Origin of the sequence: Microbacterium terrisoli (genome assembly GCF_030866805.1) — a bacterium.
Classification (GTDB): Bacteria; Actinomycetota; Actinomycetes; order Actinomycetales; family Microbacteriaceae; genus Microbacterium; species Microbacterium terrisoli.
Window position 1 is genome coordinate 3108706 of sequence record NZ_CP133019.1, and the last position, 16310, is coordinate 3125015.

At 70.5% G+C, this 16310-nt stretch carries 15 protein-coding genes; 6 read left to right on the forward strand and 9 right to left on the reverse strand.

Annotated features, from left to right (window positions below; all coding sequences use genetic code 11):
* Positions 1-10: 10 nt before the first annotated feature.
* Together QU603_RS14065 and QU603_RS14070 are read right to left on the reverse strand one after the other, a co-directional pair.
* A complete protein-coding gene (locus QU603_RS14065; RefSeq protein WP_308491999.1) occupies positions 11-1096 on the reverse strand; it encodes a right-handed parallel beta-helix repeat-containing protein in 1086 nt (361 codons plus the stop codon).
* A 223-nt stretch (positions 1097-1319) separates the two neighbouring features.
* Complete coding sequence (locus QU603_RS14070; protein ID WP_308492000.1) at positions 1320-2390, reverse strand: enoyl-CoA hydratase/isomerase family protein; 1071 nt, start codon at positions 2388-2390, stop codon at positions 1320-1322.
* A 135-nt stretch (positions 2391-2525) separates the two neighbouring features.
* On the opposite strand from QU603_RS14070, the gene QU603_RS14075 reads away from it, so the two are divergent.
* Positions 2526-4280 (forward strand): ABC transporter ATP-binding protein, encoded by a 1755-nt coding sequence (locus tag QU603_RS14075; RefSeq protein WP_308492001.1) that lies wholly within the window; start codon positions 2526-2528, stop codon positions 4278-4280.
* Positions 4277-5104 (forward strand): ABC transporter permease subunit, encoded by an 828-nt coding sequence (locus tag QU603_RS14080; protein WP_308492002.1) that lies wholly within the window; start codon positions 4277-4279, stop codon positions 5102-5104. The genes QU603_RS14075 and QU603_RS14080 overlap by 4 nt, the downstream gene beginning before the upstream one ends.
* A gap of 9 nt (positions 5105-5113) precedes the next feature.
* Here the strand turns inward: QU603_RS14080 and QU603_RS14085 are convergent, their stop codons facing one another.
* Positions 5114-5554 (reverse strand): hypothetical protein, encoded by a 441-nt coding sequence (locus tag QU603_RS14085; RefSeq protein WP_308492003.1) that lies wholly within the window; start codon positions 5552-5554, stop codon positions 5114-5116.
* Positions 5555-5778: 224 nt separating this feature from the next.
* On the opposite strand from QU603_RS14085, the gene cofG reads away from it, so the two are divergent.
* The 4 genes from cofG to cofC all read left to right on the forward strand — a co-directional run bounded on the left by cofG (position 5779) and on the right by cofC (position 11485).
* On the forward strand, positions 5779-8334 hold the full coding sequence (cofG, locus tag QU603_RS14090; protein ID WP_308492004.1) for a 7,8-didemethyl-8-hydroxy-5-deazariboflavin synthase CofG: 2556 nt from the start codon (positions 5779-5781) through the stop codon (positions 8332-8334).
* The gene (locus QU603_RS14095; protein ID WP_308492005.1) at positions 8327-9793 is read left to right on the forward strand and encodes a flavin-containing monooxygenase; all 1467 of its coding nucleotides are present in this window, start codon (positions 8327-8329) and stop codon (positions 9791-9793) included. The genes cofG and QU603_RS14095 overlap by 8 nt, the downstream gene beginning before the upstream one ends.
* Positions 9790-10806: a glucose-6-phosphate dehydrogenase (coenzyme-F420) gene (gene fgd / locus QU603_RS14100; protein ID WP_308492006.1), complete on the forward strand. Its 1017-nt coding sequence runs from the start codon at positions 9790-9792 to the stop codon at positions 10804-10806. Before QU603_RS14095 ends, fgd begins: the two co-directional genes overlap by 4 nt.
* A gap of 82 nt (positions 10807-10888) precedes the next feature.
* Entirely contained in the window at positions 10889-11485 is a 597-nt protein-coding gene (gene cofC / locus QU603_RS14105; protein ID WP_308492007.1) for a 2-phospho-L-lactate guanylyltransferase, read from the forward strand.
* A 13-nt stretch (positions 11486-11498) separates the two neighbouring features.
* Here the strand turns inward: cofC and cofD are convergent, their stop codons facing one another.
* From cofD to QU603_RS14135, 6 genes are all read right to left on the reverse strand, one after another.
* A complete protein-coding gene (gene cofD, locus QU603_RS14110; protein ID WP_308492008.1) occupies positions 11499-12449 on the reverse strand; it encodes a 2-phospho-L-lactate transferase in 951 nt (316 codons plus the stop codon).
* A gap of 7 nt (positions 12450-12456) precedes the next feature.
* Positions 12457-13266 (reverse strand): uroporphyrinogen-III synthase, encoded by an 810-nt coding sequence (locus QU603_RS14115; RefSeq protein WP_308492009.1) that lies wholly within the window; start codon positions 13264-13266, stop codon positions 12457-12459.
* A 189-nt stretch (positions 13267-13455) separates the two neighbouring features.
* Positions 13456-13728 (reverse strand): hypothetical protein, encoded by a 273-nt coding sequence (locus QU603_RS14120; RefSeq protein WP_308492010.1) that lies wholly within the window; start codon positions 13726-13728, stop codon positions 13456-13458.
* On the reverse strand, positions 13718-14128 hold the full coding sequence (locus QU603_RS14125; protein WP_308492011.1) for a phage holin family protein: 411 nt from the start codon (positions 14126-14128) through the stop codon (positions 13718-13720). The genes QU603_RS14120 and QU603_RS14125 overlap by 11 nt, the downstream gene beginning before the upstream one ends.
* Before the next feature lies 1 nt (position 14129).
* A complete protein-coding gene (locus QU603_RS14130; RefSeq protein WP_308492012.1) occupies positions 14130-14492 on the reverse strand; it encodes a YtxH domain-containing protein in 363 nt (120 codons plus the stop codon).
* A 66-nt stretch (positions 14493-14558) separates the two neighbouring features.
* Positions 14559-16118: a protoporphyrinogen/coproporphyrinogen oxidase gene (locus tag QU603_RS14135; protein ID WP_308492013.1), complete on the reverse strand. Its 1560-nt coding sequence runs from the start codon at positions 16116-16118 to the stop codon at positions 14559-14561.
* Positions 16119-16310: the final 192 nt, after the last annotated feature.

Sequence of the window (16310 nt, forward strand, 5' to 3'; positions counted from 1 at the left end):
TGTCAGCCAGTCACTCGAAGTGAACCGACGCACCGCCGGCAGTGACTGTGATGTCGTTCCTGGCGATGACCGGAGTGTCCGGGCCCTGCGTCCAGATGCCGTAGAACTGGTTGCTGATCGTGTTGCGAGTGACAACCGTGTTCACGTTCTTCTGGCCCAGGTCGGCCGGAATCACCCGCGAGCTGACCTCGACGCCGATCGTGTGCTCGGCCATCCAGTTGTTTCCGGAGAGGACGTTGCGGGTGACCGTGACGTTCTTCGTCATCGAACCGGCAGCGGCAGCGTGCACGATCGCACCGGCCTCACCGGAGTCGGTGACGGTGTTGCGACTGATCATGATGTTGCTGACGACGCTGTTCACACCGTTGCTCTGCGCCACGATGCCGCCGACGTTTCCGGCATCCCCGGTGGTGCCGTGGATCGTGTTGCGGGTGATGGTGACGTCATTGACGGTGTTGCCGGTGTTGAACGCCGACACGACGATGGCGCAGCCCGCGTAATTGGCCCACAGCGTGTTGCGGCTGACCATCACATCGCTGACCGGAACGTTCTCGGCGTATGTCGGCAGGCCGACGACGCGACCAGGATCGAAGGGCCCGTTGTCCATGACGCCGATGCCGCCGCGCCCGTTATCGTACACGGTGTTGCGGCTGACCGTGGCGTGCGACACTCCGAACAGGCTGATGGCGAACGCCTGGTCGAGCTGACCGGCCGCGGGCGGAGTTCCGGGCGGGGTCGGCGCCGCCGGGGCATGGAACCCGTTGTGGGCGACCGTCGAGTTGATGACCGTGAAGTCGGTCGTGTGCTCAGCGAGGATGCCGGCCGCGTTCGCACCGGTCACCTTCACACCGTTGATCGTGACGTTCGCGACATCCACATAGACGCCAACGTCGCAGCCGGCCGCATCCACGGTCGTGTTCTTGATCGTCTGCCCCTGATGGGCGACCACCGCCGCGGTGAAGCCCGAGTCCCCGGCCATCTGACAGCCGGTGTCGGCGACCGCCGCTCCTGCTCCCATGATGCCCAGAGCACCGATCGTGGCCGCGGCGGCCAGTCCCGTCACCGTCCGCAGTCCCCAGCTCACTGATGTCTTCATCAGTCCCTCTTCCGTTGTATCCCCAATAGGTCGGCACCGGCTCAGCCGGGCGACGTAGGCGATCAACGTCGGCGTCGAGCGGCGGACACGCGCAAGGCGCGTTCGCCGGTGTCGTCGCTGCGCACTCGACACGAAGTCCCCAGAACGCAGACACCTGAGTCTAGCCCCGCGCCAGGCCGCCGCGACAGGGGTCCGTGTCAGACTTTCGCAGCGCGCCCGGTGCTCAGCCCCAGAGCGGCAAGGAGGGAGTGTGCTCGAATGCCGCGGCAACCATCTCGGGCGTCACGGCGTCGATCGCGGCGGGGCTCCATTTCGGGTTGCGATCCTTGTCGACCAGCTGCGCACGGATGCCCTCGACCAGATCGGGCTGCGTCCGCCCGAACCACATCACCAGGCCGTAATCCTGGACGAGATCGGCCCGCAGGTCGGGCAGGACTCGCGCGCGGCGGACGGCTTCGAGCGTCACGGCCATTCCGGTCGGCGAGAGCGCGTCCATCACGTCGGCGGTGGCCGATGCCTCCGGCTCGGGCCGCGCGCGCAGCCTGCGCACGACCTCGTCGATCGTGTCGGCACTGAACGCGTCGTCGATCCACGGGCGCGCGGCCTGAAGCCGCGACGGCTCGGGAGCCTGGTCGAACAACTGCACGGTGCCGGTGGGAGTCGGCGAATCGGTGCGGGCCGCGAGTGCATCGCGCAGGTCGTCCAGGCGATCCGAGGGGACGACGTGATCGGCGAAGCCGGCATAGACCGCGTCCGCGGCATCCATCACCGTCCCGGTGACCCCGAGGTACTCGCCGACGCGCCCGGGCGCGCGCGCCAGCAGCCACGTGCCGCCCACGTCGGGGGTGAAGCCGATGCGGGTCTCGGGCATTGCGAGTTTCGAGCGCTCGGTGACCACCCGGATGGCGGCATGGCAGGCAAGGCCGATTCCCCCGCCCATCGTGATGCCGTCGGCGAGCGCGACGATCGGCTTGGGGTACTCGGCGATGCGGGCGTTCATCGCGTACTCGGCACGGAAGAACGCCGCCGTGTCGTCCGGATGGCCTGCCATGATCTGGTCGTACAGGCTGCGTACGTCTCCGCCTGCGCACAGCCCGCGCTCCCCGGCACCGTCGATGACGACCACCTCGACATCGCTGTCCTGGTCCCAATCGTCGAGCACGGCAGAGACCTGCCGGATCATATCGAGATCGAGCGCGTTGATCGCGCGCGGGCGGTTCAGCGTGATGCGCCCGAGCCTGTCGATCGTGCGGGAGATGACGGTGGGTTCGGGCGTTGCGGGCGACTCTGTCACCCCCGCAACGTTACCTGGGCGACGTCCAGGTCGCGATGCGTGCGCGGGCGCGAAAGAGCCACAGAATGTACCAGACGTAGAGCGGGTTTTCGGCCAAGATGGGAACACAGCGCCCGCGATGGAGAGAGGTTCGGCATGCCAGAAGGTCAGGTGCTCGAGTTCGCGGGGCTCTCGAAGCAATTCGGCTCGGTTCTCGCCGTCGACGGATTCACCGCACGGGTCGAGCCCGGCACCGTCACAGGCTTTCTCGGACCGAACGGCGCCGGCAAGACGACGACGTTGCGCATGCTGCTGGGCCTCGTGCGCCCCACCAGCGGCACCGCGACGATCGGCGGCGTGCCCTACAGCAAGCTCACGCAGCCGCTGCAGACCGTCGGCGCCGTGCTCGAGGCATCCAGCTTCCACCCCGGCCGCACCGCCGCCGCCCACCTCGCCGTCTACGCGCACGCAGCCGGACTGCCCGCGACACGCGTCGACGATGCACTCGGTCTGGTCGGCCTGGCCGACGTGGGGGGCCGCAAGGTCGGAGGATTCTCGCTCGGCATGCGCCAGCGGCTCGGTCTTGCCGGCGCGCTTCTGGGCGATCCGGGAGTGCTCGTGCTCGACGAGCCGGTCAACGGCCTGGACCCCGAGGGCATCACGTGGATGCGCGGCCTGCTGCGCGAGCTCGCCCACCAGGGACGCACGATCTTCATGTCGTCTCACCTGCTGGCCGAGGTGCAGCAGACGGTCGACCAGCTGCTGATCATCTCGCAAGGACGCATCGTGTACGCGGGAGCGCTCGAAGACCTCGCGGACGCATCGGAGTATGCGACGCTCGTCGACTCCCCCGACCGCGCCGCTCTCGAAACCGCGCTGCATGATGCGCAGGTGCCGTACGAGGTGCTGCGGTCCGGCCTGACGATTCGCGGGGTGGATCCGACGGCGGTAGGGCGCACGGCCGCGGACGCGGGCGTGGCACTGTCGATGCTGCAGCGTCGGGGTCCGGCGCTCGAACAGGTCTTCTTCGAACTGGTCAGCGGCATGCGCGTGCACCCCTCCGCACAGGCCGGAGCGCCCGCGCCGGACTCGGGAGCACCGGCCGGCGCGCCCGCGCCGGACTCGGGAGCACAGGCCGGCGCCGGCCCTGCGGTGGCCGAAGCGGCGCCGGAGCCGGATGCCGCGGGCGACCACGCGGACAGCGCCGGTGCCGACGAGGAAGCGCCCGCTCAGGACCCGCCCGCACTGGTCGCCACCGCCGCCACCGGTGTCGTCGCCGTCAGAGACCGGCCGCAGCCGGATGAGGCTGAGGCCGAGCCCGATCGCGCGGCCGCTCGGGCGCAGACGCCCGCCGAGACCCGGCCTCCGGGCGGCGGATTCGCCGTCGCGTCGACCGGCGTGATCGACATCATCCCGGCGCCAGAGGCGAAGCCGGAGCCGGAGCCGGCAACCGAGGCCGAGGCCGAGCCGGCAGGCGAAGACACACCGGCACCGGCAGAGGAGACCGTCGCTCCCTCGATGCAGCCCCAGCCGCCCACCGGCCCACGAGAGTGGAACCCGCCGACCGACTGGTGGGCACCGGCAGCGCCGGCGATCAAGCCCGAGATGTTCTCGAGCACGGCGGCGCCCGACGATGCCACGACCCCGACGATCGGCGACGACGACATCGACGACATCGCCGGTGAACCGGACCACCTCAACGACGACGTTCCGCACGAGCAGAAGACGGACTCCGACATCGCCGCCGACGCGTTCTTCCACGCGTTCGACGACGGGAGCACCGGCGAAAGCGATGCGTCCACCGCCGCATCCACCGACGACACCCCCGCAGAAGCCGCCGCAGCAGAAGACGCCGCGGACGAGGCATCCACCCACGATGCGTCCGACCACGATGGAGGGGAGTCGCGATGAGCCTGAGCGCCGCCACCCGGGCCGAGACGACGAAGCTGTTCACCACCGCGATGTGGTGGGTGCTCGGACTGATCCTTCTCGTGTACATCGGCATGACCGCGGCCGGTCTCGGATTCGTGTTCGCTGCCACCGCGGCCGGTGCGCTGCCAGGGCAGGAAGGGGGCGGCCATGTGCCCACGACGGGCCTCGCCTCGGTCCTGTACAGCCTGGCGTCCACCATCGGCTACGTCTTCCCGCTGCTGATCGGCACCCTGATGGTGACGGCCGAGTTCCGTCACAAGACGCTGACTCCGACGTTCCTCGCAACTCCGCGCCGCGGTGTGGTGCTCAGTGCGAAGTCACTGGTGGGCATCGGCATCGGCGTGCTGTACGCGATCGTGGCCCTGATCGCCACGGTGGGACCCGCGGCCGGATTCCTGGCAGGGTTCGGACAGGATGCCGAGTTGGGCGCCCCGGAGACCTGGGCCATGTTCGGCCGCATCGTGATCGCGTTCGCCCTGTGGGTGCTGATCGGCATCGGTGTGGGCGCCCTGGTACGCAACCAGGTCGCCGCCGTGGTCGTCGTGCTCGCCTTCACCCAGTTCGTCGAACCGATCGGACGGGTGGCGGCGGCATTCGTCGAGAACCTCGACAAGGTCATGCAGTTCCTGCCGGGAGCCGCGAGTGATGCACTCGTGGGCAGCAGCGTCTACACCGCGATGAGCGCCAGCGGAACGGGCTCGGCCCATCTGGAATGGTGGGGCGGCGGGGTCGTTCTGCTGGCGTACGCGATCGTGCTGCTGGTGCTCGGATATCTCACCAGCTGGCGTCGCGACGTGGAGTGAGCGCGCCGCTCAGGCAGTCGCCGGGCGTGGCTTGGCCGCACGCGCTTTGCGGCCGGGCCGCTCGGCGACGATGTCGGCGACGTCTTCGAGCTCTTCGCCGGCATCCATGCGCAGCGCCTTGACGAGGGCGATCCCGTGGCGCGTGGTCAGGATGACGCGCTGGAACTCCTCGTGCCCCTCGAGATCGATCACCACGCTCGGCCTGCGACGGCGGATGATCGCGAAGTCACGGCCGCCGGCCGACTTCCAGGTGCCCATCGCCACCGCGGACGGGATGTAGGTGCCCGGGTCGGGAACCCCGCGCAACCAGGTCCACGCGTCGTCGGTGAGCTGCACCTTGACGATGCACGACCGATCGATCTGCAGCTTGTGTCGGCGGAAGGCGAGGGTGCGCTCGGTGAACGACAGCACGACCTCGAGCGCGGTCGAGTCCAAAAGCAGCGTCACCATGTCTCCAGTGTGCCAGCGCCGGGGCGCGGCATCCCGCCGATTTTGCTCACAGTGGCGCAACGATCGCCGCCTCCCCCTGCCGTCCCCTGCCGTCCCCTGCCGTCGAGATCATATGACTTCATCGGCGACACATCGATTTGACGTCAAATGCATGTGTCGGTGTCGAGATCACATGATTTCGACGCGCGGCGGCCCGCCCGCCGGGCGGATGCGAGACTGGGACGGTGACGCTCATCGATTCCGACGTGCACACGACCGCAGCCGATGCCTTGGCCGCAGCGGCCGAGGGCGAACGGCTGAACGCGGCCCAAGCCGAAGCCCTGCTGCAGGCCTTCGCGCAGGCCGAGGACGCGCACCGCGATCGCATGCTGCAGGTCGCGGCATCCGTTCGTGACACCGGCCTCGCCCGTGCCGGCCGGCCCGGCGTCATCACCTACTCGCGCAAGGCATTCCTGCCGTTGACGACGCTGTGCCGCAACCGCTGCCACTACTGCGTGTTCGTCGACACACCGGGCCAGCTGGCCAAACTGCACAAGCCGATGTTCATGTCGGCCGAGCAGGTGCTCACGGTCGCCCGGCACGCGCAGTCCCTCAACTGCAAAGAGGCGCTGCTGACGCTGGGCGAGCGTCCGGAGCTGCGCTGGCCGGCCGCCCGCACCTGGCTGGACGAGCACGGCTATGCCTCGACGTTCGAGTACGTCGCCGACATGGCACGGCTGATCACCGCCGAGACCGGGCTGCTCGCCCACGCGAACCCGGGGGCCATGAGCCGCCCCGAGCTCGACCTGCTGCGCCCGGTCGCCCCGTCGATGGGCATGATGCTCGAGACGACGTCGCGGCGCCTGTTCGAAGAGCCCGGCCAGGTGCACTACGGATCGCCCGACAAGGATCCGGCGGTTCGGCTGCAGGTGATCGAGGATGCCGGGGCCGCCCGCGTGCCGTTCACCACCGGTGTGCTCATCGGCATCGGCGAGACACTGCGCGACCGCGCCGAGTCGCTCATCGCGATCCGCGATCTGCATGAGCGGTACGGGCACGTGCAAGAGGTGATCGTGCAGAACTTCCGCGCGAAGCCCGGCACGGCCATGCGCGATGCAGCGGACGCCGACCCGCGCGAATACCTCGCGGCGATCGCCGTCGCGCGGCTCGTGATGGGCCCTGACATGCGCATCCAGGTGCCGCCGAACCTGTCGGATGCCGCCGAGCTCGAGCTGCTCGTGCGCGCCGGCATCGACGACTGGGGCGGGGTCTCGCCGCTGACGGCCGACCATGTCAACCCCGAGCGGCCGTGGCCGCAGATCGACGAACTGGCCGCACACACCGCCGCGGCAGGTTTCGCGCTGCAGGAGCGCCTCACCGCGCACCCGCATTTCGTTCGGGATGCCGACACCTGGATCGATCCGGCCCTGCACTCCGCGGTCGCAGCGCTGGCCGACCCCGAGACCGGTCTCGCGCGGGATGCGCGGCCTGCGGCGGCCTCGGCTCCGGGTGCCCCGGCTGCCGACCTCCCGCGGATCGGTCACCAGACGACCGGCGTCCACAACTCAGCCAATCCGCACACTTCGGCCCAGGAAGCGGGCGTTTCGCGGCAGAACGGATCAGTTCGACGGAGTTATGGGCACGCGGGGTCGTCGAGTCCGGGCCGCCCGGGCACGCCGGCCCGGCTCGCCGAAGACGCGGCGGCCGATCCGGCCGCGCTCGACGACTCCGACTGGGAGCGGCTGCTGCGCGCGGTCGGCACCGACCTCGACGCGGTGACACAGTCCGCCGACGACGTGCGGAGGTACACGGTCGGCGAGGCCGTCAGCATCGTCGTGAACCGCAATCTCACCACGACCGGGCTCCGCAGCGCCGACGCCCGCAGCACCAACGCCCGCAGCACCGACGCCCGCAGCACCGACCTCCGCAGCAACGACGGCGCAGAGCACCGCGCCGACCCGGCCGCGTTCACGCTCGACGAGGTCGGCGCGATCGCCGCCGACGCGTGGGACCTCGGCGCCACCGAGCTGTGCATCCAGGGCCGGATCCCACAGTCCGCTGACCCCTCCGCCTACCTGGACGTCGTACGCGCCGTGAAGCGGGCGGCCCCCGGCATCCACCTGCACGCGTACCGTCCCCAGGACGTCTGGGACTTCGCCGACCGCACCGTGCTCTCGCTCGACCAGGCTCTCGCGCGTCTGCGCGACGCGGGCGTGGACACCGTGCCCGGCACCGGCGTGAAGGTGCTCAGCGAGCGGGTGCGGACACTGGTCGCCCCCGGCGACCTCGAGATCGACCGCTGGATCGAGGGGATCACCGCCGCCCATCGGGCCGGGCTCCGCTCGACGAGCGTGCTGTTCTACGGCCACGTCGAGACGGCGGCCGAGCGCATCGCACACCTGCGCAGGCTGCGGGCGATTCAGGACCAGACCGGCGGGTTCACCGAGTTCGTGCCGATCCCGCTGCCCGAACCCGCCGGCGGCGTGCCTCTGGTGGCGGGTCGCTCGGCGCGGGATGAGCACCGCGCGATGGTGGCCGTCTCACGGCTGCTGCTGAACGGCAGCATCCGGCACATCCAGGTGCCGTGGCCCCGGGTGGGGCGTGACACGGCGGCGGTGCTGCTGCAGTCGGGCGCCGACGACCTCGGCGGCACCCTGCTCGACGGCCGAGTGCTTCCGCAGGCTGGCATCGAGCACGGCCGCGAACTGCCGGTGGCCGATGCCGCGCGGCTGGCCGCGCACTTGTTCCGGCCGTTCCGCATCCGCACGACCGACTACCGTGAGGTGGCCGTCCGTGCATGACGTGGTCGTGGTCGGCGCAGGCTTCGCCGGCCTTGCCGCCACCATGGCGCTGCGCCGGGCGGGGATCACCGACGTGGTCATGATCGAGCGCGCCTCCTCCCTCGGCGGCACGTGGCGTGACAACACCTACCCGGGTGTGGCATGCGACATTCCGAGCCACCTGTACGCCTTCGACGGCCATCCCAACCCCGACTGGTCGAACGTGTTCGGTCGCGGTGCCGAGATCCGGGCCTACCTCGAACGCGTGTCCGCAGCCGAGGGCATCGAGCCGTGGTTGAGCACTCCGATGCTGGGGGCCGAATGGGATGCCGCAGCCGACCGCTGGCTCGTCCTCACGGGCGGCTCACCGTCGTCGGGGACGACCGGTCGGCAGCTCGAGGCCCGCGCCCTCGTGCTCGCGTGCGGTCGGCTCACCGAGCCTCGCATTCCTGACATTCCGGGTCTTTCGTCTTTCTCGGGCCCGTTGTTCCATTCGGCGCGCTGGGACAGTGCCGCCGACCTCGACGGCGCTCGCGTCGCGGTGATCGGCACGGGGGCTTCTGCCGTGCAGTTGGTGCCCGAGTTGGCCAAGACCGCCCAGGTGACGCTGTTCCAGCGCACGCCGGCGTGGATCGTGCCGCGCGATGACCGGCCGTATTCTCCTGCCGAGCGTGCCGCGTTCGCCGCCGACCCGGCTCGGCTGCGGCGTCTGCGCGATCGGCTCTACAGTGAGGGCGAGGCGCGGTTCGCCTCACGCTCGGGAGACGCCGATGCCGCCGCGGCCGCGCGGCAGATCGCTCTCGCGCATCTGCGCGCCCAGGTGCCCGATCCGGTGTTGCGCCGGCAGCTGACCCCCGACTACGCGTTCGGGTGCAAGCGTGTGCTGCTGTCGGACACGTTCTATCCCGCCCTGGCCTCGGGCGCGGTGAGGCTGGAGCCGTCGGAGCTTACCGCCGTGCACGGCACGACGCTGACCGGCGGGTCGGGGGCCCGGTACGACGTGGATGCGATCGTGCTGGCGACCGGGTTCCAGTCCACGCAGCAGCCCTATGCCGACCTGGTCCGGGGTGAGAGCGAGACCCTCGCCGAGCACTGGTCCGGCGGTATGACCGCGTTCGCCTCGACCGTGGTGGCCGGCTTTCCGAATCTGTTCGTCCTCGACGGGCCCAACGCGTCACTCGGCCACAACTCGTCGGTGCTGATGATGGAGGCGCAGGCCGCGTACGCCGCCCGCGCGCTCGGGGCCCGGCGCGGGGTGCTGCGCGTGGATCCCGCCGCCGAGGCGGCCTACACCGCCGAGATCGACCGGGCAGCGGCATCCACGCCGTGGATCAGCGGCGGATGCGACAACTGGTACGTCGACGAGCGCTCAGGGCGACTGACACTGCTGTGGCCCGGGACCGTCGACGCGTTCCGGGCGCGACTGGACACCGACGGCGGCGAGTTCCTGCCCGTCACGATCGAAAGAGGTGCACGATGACGCTGCGGTTCGGATACAAGGCCTCGAGCGAGCAGTTCGGACCGGCCGACCTGCTGCGGTTCGGGGTACTGGCAGAACAGGTCGGCTTCGACTCGGTGTTCCTGTCGGACCACTTCCAGCCGTGGATGCACGAGGGCGGCCACGCCCCGGCCACCCTGCCCTGGCTCGGGGCTCTGGGCGCCCGCACCGAGCGCGTGCTGATCGGAACGTCGGTGCTGACCCCCACGTTCCGCTACCATCCGGCGGTGATCGCGCAGGCGTTCGCGACGCTCGGGGTGCTCTACCCCGACCGGGTGATCCTGGGAGTGGGCACGGGCGAAGCGCTGAACGAAGTGACGCTGGGGCTGGACTGGCCCGACTCGCCCGAGCGCTTCCAGCGGCTCAAGGAGTCGATCGCGCTGATCCGCGAGCTGTGGCGCGGCGAGCGCGTGACCTACGACGGCAACTTCTGGCAGGTGAAGGACGCCACGATCTATGACCGGCCCGAACACGAGGTGCCGATCTACATCGGCGCGTCAGGGCCGGCGGCCACGCGTCTGGCCGGCCGCATCGCCGACGGCTACATCACCACCAGCGGCAAGGACCCGGCGCTGTACACCGACACGCTGCTGCCCGCGCTGCACGAGGGCCTTGCGAAGGCGGGGCGGGATGCGGCAGCCGTCGACACGCTCATGGAGGTCAAGGTCTCGTACCACCCCGACCGCGAGACGGCGTTGCAGAAGACCCGATTCTGGGCGCCCCTGGCCCTGTCGCCGGAAGAGAAGCGCGATGTGCACGACCCCATCGAGATGCAGCGGCGCGCGGCCGAGCTGCCCATCGAGCGTGTCGCGTCACGGTTCATCGTCTCGACCGACCCCGACGAGCACGTCGAGCGGATCGGGCAGTACATTCAGCTGGGCTTCCGCCACCTGGTCTTCCACGATCCCGGCGTCGACCAGGAGCAGTTCCTGCGCATGTACGGCGAAGAGATCCTGCCGCGACTGCGCGCGAAATTCGGGCAGTACGGGCAGTGAACGGGCAGACGTGTTCATAACTCGACCACTGTGCGCGCACAACGCGCGTTGACCTCACCCAGGAGGCCCGCTGATCGCCGGAATGGATGAGTTCTGCACGGGGTGGACGGTCGTCATCCCGGTCAAGCCCGCCGCGCACGGCAAGTCCCGGCTGGCCGGTGCCCCCGGCGACCGTGCGGCGCTGGCGCGCGCGATCGCCCTGGACACGATCGATGCCGCCCGGCACGCATGCGCGGTCGTGGTGGTCACCGCCGACCCCGGCATCGCATCCGCCGCCCGGCAGCTCGGGGCGCGCGTGGTCGACGAGAGCGCGCCGGCCGGGCTGAACGCCGCCATCGCGCGGGGGATGGATGCTGCAGCCCCCGGTCATCACGCGGCGATGCTCGGGGATCTGCCCGCGCTGCGGCCCGCGGATCTCACCGCAGCGCTGCGGTCCGCCCAGGGGCTCGAGCGCGCCGTCGTCGCCGATGCCGAAGGCACCGGCTCGACCCTGGTCACTGCGCGCGAGGGTGTCCCCTGGGCCTCGGCGTTCGGTCCCGACTCGTACGCACGCCACCGCGCACTGGGCTGCGTGCCGCTGGATGCCGCACCCGGCCTGCAGCGCGATGTCGACACGGTCGAGCAGCTGGCCGCGGCGTCCGCCCTCGGGCTCGGCCCCCGCACCAGCGCGCTGCGATGACCCGTTCGAGGCCTCAGGCCTGCAATGCCGCCTGGGCGACAGCCTCGGTCGTGGCGGCGTCGGTCATCCACAGCGGCGCGACGACGGGGTGGATGCCGCAGGCCTGCACCGCCGGCGCGAGCGCCGCGTCCTCCTCGGCCATGACCCAGGCATCCAGCAGCCCGCCCGCCGTGCGTGCACCGTAATGTGCGGCCACAGCATCCGATCGGGTGTCGACCCCGATCGCGCTCAGGCACACGTCGGCCATGCCCCGCACCACCGTGCCGCCGATGATCCCGGCGACACCGACGACGCGGGGGGCGCGGCGCAGCGCATCGCGCACGCCGGGCACCGCCAGGATCGGGCCGATCGAGACGACGGGATTCGACGGAGCCAGCAGCACCACGTCGGCCTCGGCGATGGCCTCGAGCACTCCCGGTGCGGGCACGGCATCCTGCACCCCGGGGTTCTCGAATGCGACCGGCGCGAGCGCGGCGCGATGACGCGTCCACCATTCCTGAAAATGCATACGATCGCCGCGTGCCAGCAGCACGTGCGTGTCGACTTCGCTGTCGGTCATCGGCAGCATCCGCACCCCGATCGGCCAGCGCCGCGACAGTCGTGCGACCACCTCAGTCACCGACAGTCCCTCGCGCAGCCAGCCGGTGCGCGCCAGGTGCGTGCCGAGGTCGAGGTCGCCCAGCGTGAACCACGGCCAGCCCGCACCCCACGCCTGCAGTTCGGCGTTCACGCGCTCGGTGTCACCGGCGCGGCCCCACCCGCGCTGCGTGTCGTTCTGCCCGGCCAGCGCGTAGAGCACCGAGTCGATGTCGGGCTGCAGTCGCACGCCCGACAGCCACAGGTCGTCGCCGGTGTTCACGACGACCGTTGCCTCAGGATCACCGCCGCGTGCGAGGGCTGCGCGCACGCCGAGCGTGAACTTCGCGCCGCCCACACCACCGGCAAGGATCACGACGCGGGTCACGCGCGCCTCAGAAGTGGAACTCGTCGGTCGCGTGCGGCAGGGAGAACTGCGACACCGCGTCGATCAGGGCGTCCACGGTCTGCCGCTCGGCGACCACGTCCACGTTCAGCCCGGCCTTGCGGGCATCCTTCGCCGTGCGAGGCCCGATCGCCGCGATCAGGGTCTCGTCCGGGATGTCGCGGAACTGCGTGCGCACCTGCTCGGCGACCGATCCACTGGTCACGAGGATCGCGTTGATCCGACCGTTCGCGACGTCTCGGGCGATGCGCTCGGTGACGGGCACGCCGACGGTGCGATATGCGACCACCGAGTGCACGTCGTGGCCGGCGGCGATCAGACGCTTGGTCAGCACCGGCTTGGCGATCTCACTGCGCAGGGTCAGAATGTGGCGGGGCTTGGCCTCGAGGGCGATCAGCTCCTCGGCCATGCCGGCGGCGGAGTTGTCCTTCGCGGGCACGAGGTCGACGTCGTAGCCGACCGACTGCAGCGCGGCGGCGGTCGTCTCTCCGACAGCGGCGACCTTCGTGCCGGCGGGGATCTTCGCCCGATACGCGAACAGCACGTCGACAGTGGTCGCGCTGGTGAGCGTGACCCAGTCATAGGCGCCGTCGGCGAGCTCACCCAGAGCCCGCTCGAGCGGCTTGAGGTCGTCGGGTGAGGCGAAGTTGATCAGCGGCGCCACCACCGGCACCGCCCCCTGGGTGCGCAGTGTCGCGGCGACGGAATCACCCCACGGGCCGCCTCGAGGCACGAGGACGCGCCATCCGTCCAATGGCTTGGCCGTATCGGCCGCGGGATGCGATGTGACTGGGTTCATCATGTGCTGTTCGGGGTGGGGTCGGCTCATCAGATTCGACGCCGGCCGCCCATCTCGAGCAGCCGACGGGCGACTTAGGCCCCGGCGCGCACAATGCGCGTCTCGGGTTCGCGCCGTCGGCAGCACTCGCACCATTGCCACTGCCTAACAGCCGAGCATACCCCGCTCGGCTGTGCTACGCATCGCAGGTCACCGCGTGTAGAGCTTGACCAGCCCCCACACGGCGACTCCCACCACGGTGGCAACCCCCACCACTCCGACCGCAGCCAGCGCCGGGCTCTTCCTCGTGAGCTCTCGCGCCGCAGCCACGCGTTCGCCGGTGGCCCGTGCGACGCGCTTGGGCACATTCGCCTTCTCTTCGATCGCAGAAAGCGCCGCCTTCAGCTCCGCGCGCGCCTTCTGGACGGGGTCCTGGATGTCGATGGGCACCGCGGTGCGGGGGATGACGGAGTCAGAACTCATCGGTCACGTCCTTCACGATCTTCACGTCCTTGGCGACGGCCTGGCCGGGATTCTGGCGTTGGGTGAGCCGGCGGAACCGCAGCAGGCCGAGCAGCGCGAACACCACCGCCAGCAGCAGGCCGATGCCGAACACGACCAGCGCAGACAGCCACACAGGCCACCACGACGAGAGACCCGCGACGAAGAATCCGAGCAGCACCGGCACCGACCAGAACAGGAAGAACAGTGCCACCGCCATCCAGCCCGCGCCGATCCCGGCATCCTTCGCCGTCCGACGCACCCAGGTCTTGGCCGCGTCGATCTCGGCGACGACGAGATTGCGCACGAGTTCGGGCAGATCGCCGATGAGGGTCAGAAAGCCGTCCGCTGACCTGTCGCGATACCTCCGTGACGTGGGCATCTCAGTCCCTGTCGCGGTTGCGGGCGGCACGCCTCGCGTCGTCGGCGATGACCTTCGCCGCCGCCGCGACATCATCGGCGGACTCACGCCCCGCATCGACGGCGGCATCCAGTCGTTCGCCGGCCGTTCCGCGCGAGGATGCGGCCTTGGCGACCTTGACAGCCCCGTCCCACAGCATGCTGGGCACCGCCATCGCAGCCGACTTGCCGAGATCCTTCACCTTGTCGACCTGATCCTGCACGGGCTCAAGGTTCCAGAGCTTCTCGGCCTGCTCCTTGATCTGCTCGTACCGTTCGCGCCCCGCTCGCGTTCCGAGGACGTAGCCGACGGCCAGCCCGATCGCGAGTCCGACTTTGCCCCTCATCGCGTCTCCTCACCTCGTTGCCTCACCCCAGGGTAACGCTGTATGCCGTTTCAGGCATCCACCCTCTCACCCCGGCGCACGATCGCCGAAAAGCGCTCGTCGACGCAGCCGGTCGGCCGCAGCCGAGGCGTCGGGCACCACCCGGGCCAGCCCGCTTCCGCTGACCCACGCCCCTGTCACGGCCAGCCGCGGCAGCGCCTCGACGGCGTTGCGCACCCGTGCGGCCTCGGCCGCGCGTCCGCGCACGGCGGGGTTGGGCGCGAGCACGAAGCGCTGACGCGTCGCCGCGCGCACGGAGGCGGCGTCCAGCTCGACGCCGAAGAGAGCGGATGCCTCGGCCCGCCCGAGCTCGATCGCCGAGGCGTCGTCGAGTGCGGCTGTGGCGGGCGGCGTCGATCCCGAGCCGAACGTGACGCGCAGAACGTGTCGGTGCGGTGCCTCGCGAGCGGCCTGTTCGGAAAGCCAGGCCCATTTCGCGGTCAGGTGCTGGGCGCTCGCGGCCGCTCTCGCGCCGGGAGCGACGACGATCTCGGCACCGCGCGGGGCCTGGTCCAGAGCCGGCGCGTCCACGACCAGGGTGACCGTCTCGATGGCCGTGCCGGCCTCGGCGGTCGCGCCCCCGTCGACCGCAGTGCCGGCCTCGGCGGTCGCGAGCCGGTCGACGACCGGCTCGAGCAGCATCCGCGCCGCGCGCTCGTCGGTCGCGACGATGACGGCGTCGAACTCCTCCGGCTGCCGTCCCTCGTCGCCGGGTGCGGCGGCCTCGGCGGATGCGACCGACTCGGTCGCGGTGTGCACGATCCACCGGGTGCGGCCGCCTTCGGGAGCTTCGAGCGCGGTGGCTGCGGCATCCACCCGCACACGCGCACCGCGAGCCGTCAGGTGCTCTGCCAGCGCGTCGACGAGCCTGCCCATCCCGCCGACGAACGATCGCACGGCGGGCCCATCGCCGCGCTCGGCGGCCAGGATGGCGACAGCACCCGACAGCGAGCCGGCACGGGTGAGGGCGGCGTTCAGGCCGGGCGCGGCGACATCCACATCGATCTGGTCGGGTGTCGTGCCGTACACCCCCGCCGTCAGCGGCGCGACCAGGCGATCGAGCACCTTCTGCCCCATGCGCCGGCTGACCAGCACGTCCAGGCGACGCTCATGACCTATCGTCAGCGGCGGGCGCAGCCGGTCGAGGTACGCGCGCCACATGCCGCCCGCGCCCAGCAGGTGGCGGGCCTCGTCCGAGAACATGTTCTCCGGAATGCCCAGCACGGTGTCCTGCGGCAGCGGTGCCGCAGCGGTCGTGTACACCCATCGCTGCGTGGTGGCAGGCTCCACGACATCGTCGGCAATGCCCAGCTGCGCGATCAGGCGATCCAGCGCACGCGCGCCGAACCCGTCGGCCGCGGCATCCACCCGCAGTCCGTCCAACTCGACCGTGCAGACCGTGCCGCCGAGCCGGTCGGATGCCTCGAGCACCGTCACATCCAGGCCGACCTTCGCGCACTCCCAGGCGGCGACCAGGCCCGCCACGCCGCCGCCGATCACGGCGACATGCCGGCGTGCGGCCTGGGCTGCCAGCGCGTCAAGGGCGATCGCGTCCGCGTCGGGGACGGACGGGTCGTCTGTGCTCACCGGTCCATCCTTTCACCCACACCCTCGCATACCCGTGGCGCACCTGGGAGAGTGCACCGATGGCGCTGAACATCAACCTCCGACACGGCCGTGCGCATATCGGGGTTGTCCAGCATCCGAGCCACGTATGCGCTGGCCGTGGTGAGATCGTGGACGTCGCCCTGGCGGCTCGTCTCCTCGGCATCCTACGAG

What these genes read in the sequence shown, in the direction of transcription:
- QU603_RS14075 (WP_308492001.1), top strand. Translation starts at nt 2,526, where the DNA reads ATGCCAGAAGGTCAGGTGCTCGAGTTCGCGGGGCTCTCGAAGCAATTC.
- QU603_RS14125 (WP_308492011.1), bottom strand. Translation starts at nt 14,128, where the DNA reads ATGCCCACGTCACGGAGGTATCGCGACAGGTCAGCGGACGGCTTTCTG.
- QU603_RS14115 (WP_308492009.1), bottom strand. Translation starts at nt 13,266, where the DNA reads ATGAACCCAGTCACATCGCATCCCGCGGCCGATACGGCCAAGCCATTG.
- QU603_RS14080 (WP_308492002.1), top strand. Translation starts at nt 4,277, where the DNA reads ATGAGCCTGAGCGCCGCCACCCGGGCCGAGACGACGAAGCTGTTCACC.
- QU603_RS14120 (WP_308492010.1), bottom strand. Translation starts at nt 13,728, where the DNA reads ATGAGTTCTGACTCCGTCATCCCCCGCACCGCGGTGCCCATCGACATC.
- QU603_RS14065 (WP_308491999.1), bottom strand. Translation starts at nt 1,096, where the DNA reads ATGAAGACATCAGTGAGCTGGGGACTGCGGACGGTGACGGGACTGGCC.
- cofC (WP_308492007.1), top strand. Translation starts at nt 10,889, where the DNA reads ATGGATGAGTTCTGCACGGGGTGGACGGTCGTCATCCCGGTCAAGCCC.
- QU603_RS14085 (WP_308492003.1), bottom strand. Translation starts at nt 5,554, where the DNA reads ATGGTGACGCTGCTTTTGGACTCGACCGCGCTCGAGGTCGTGCTGTCG.
- QU603_RS14130 (WP_308492012.1), bottom strand. Translation starts at nt 14,492, where the DNA reads ATGAGGGGCAAAGTCGGACTCGCGATCGGGCTGGCCGTCGGCTACGTC.
- fgd (WP_308492006.1), top strand. Translation starts at nt 9,790, where the DNA reads ATGACGCTGCGGTTCGGATACAAGGCCTCGAGCGAGCAGTTCGGACCG.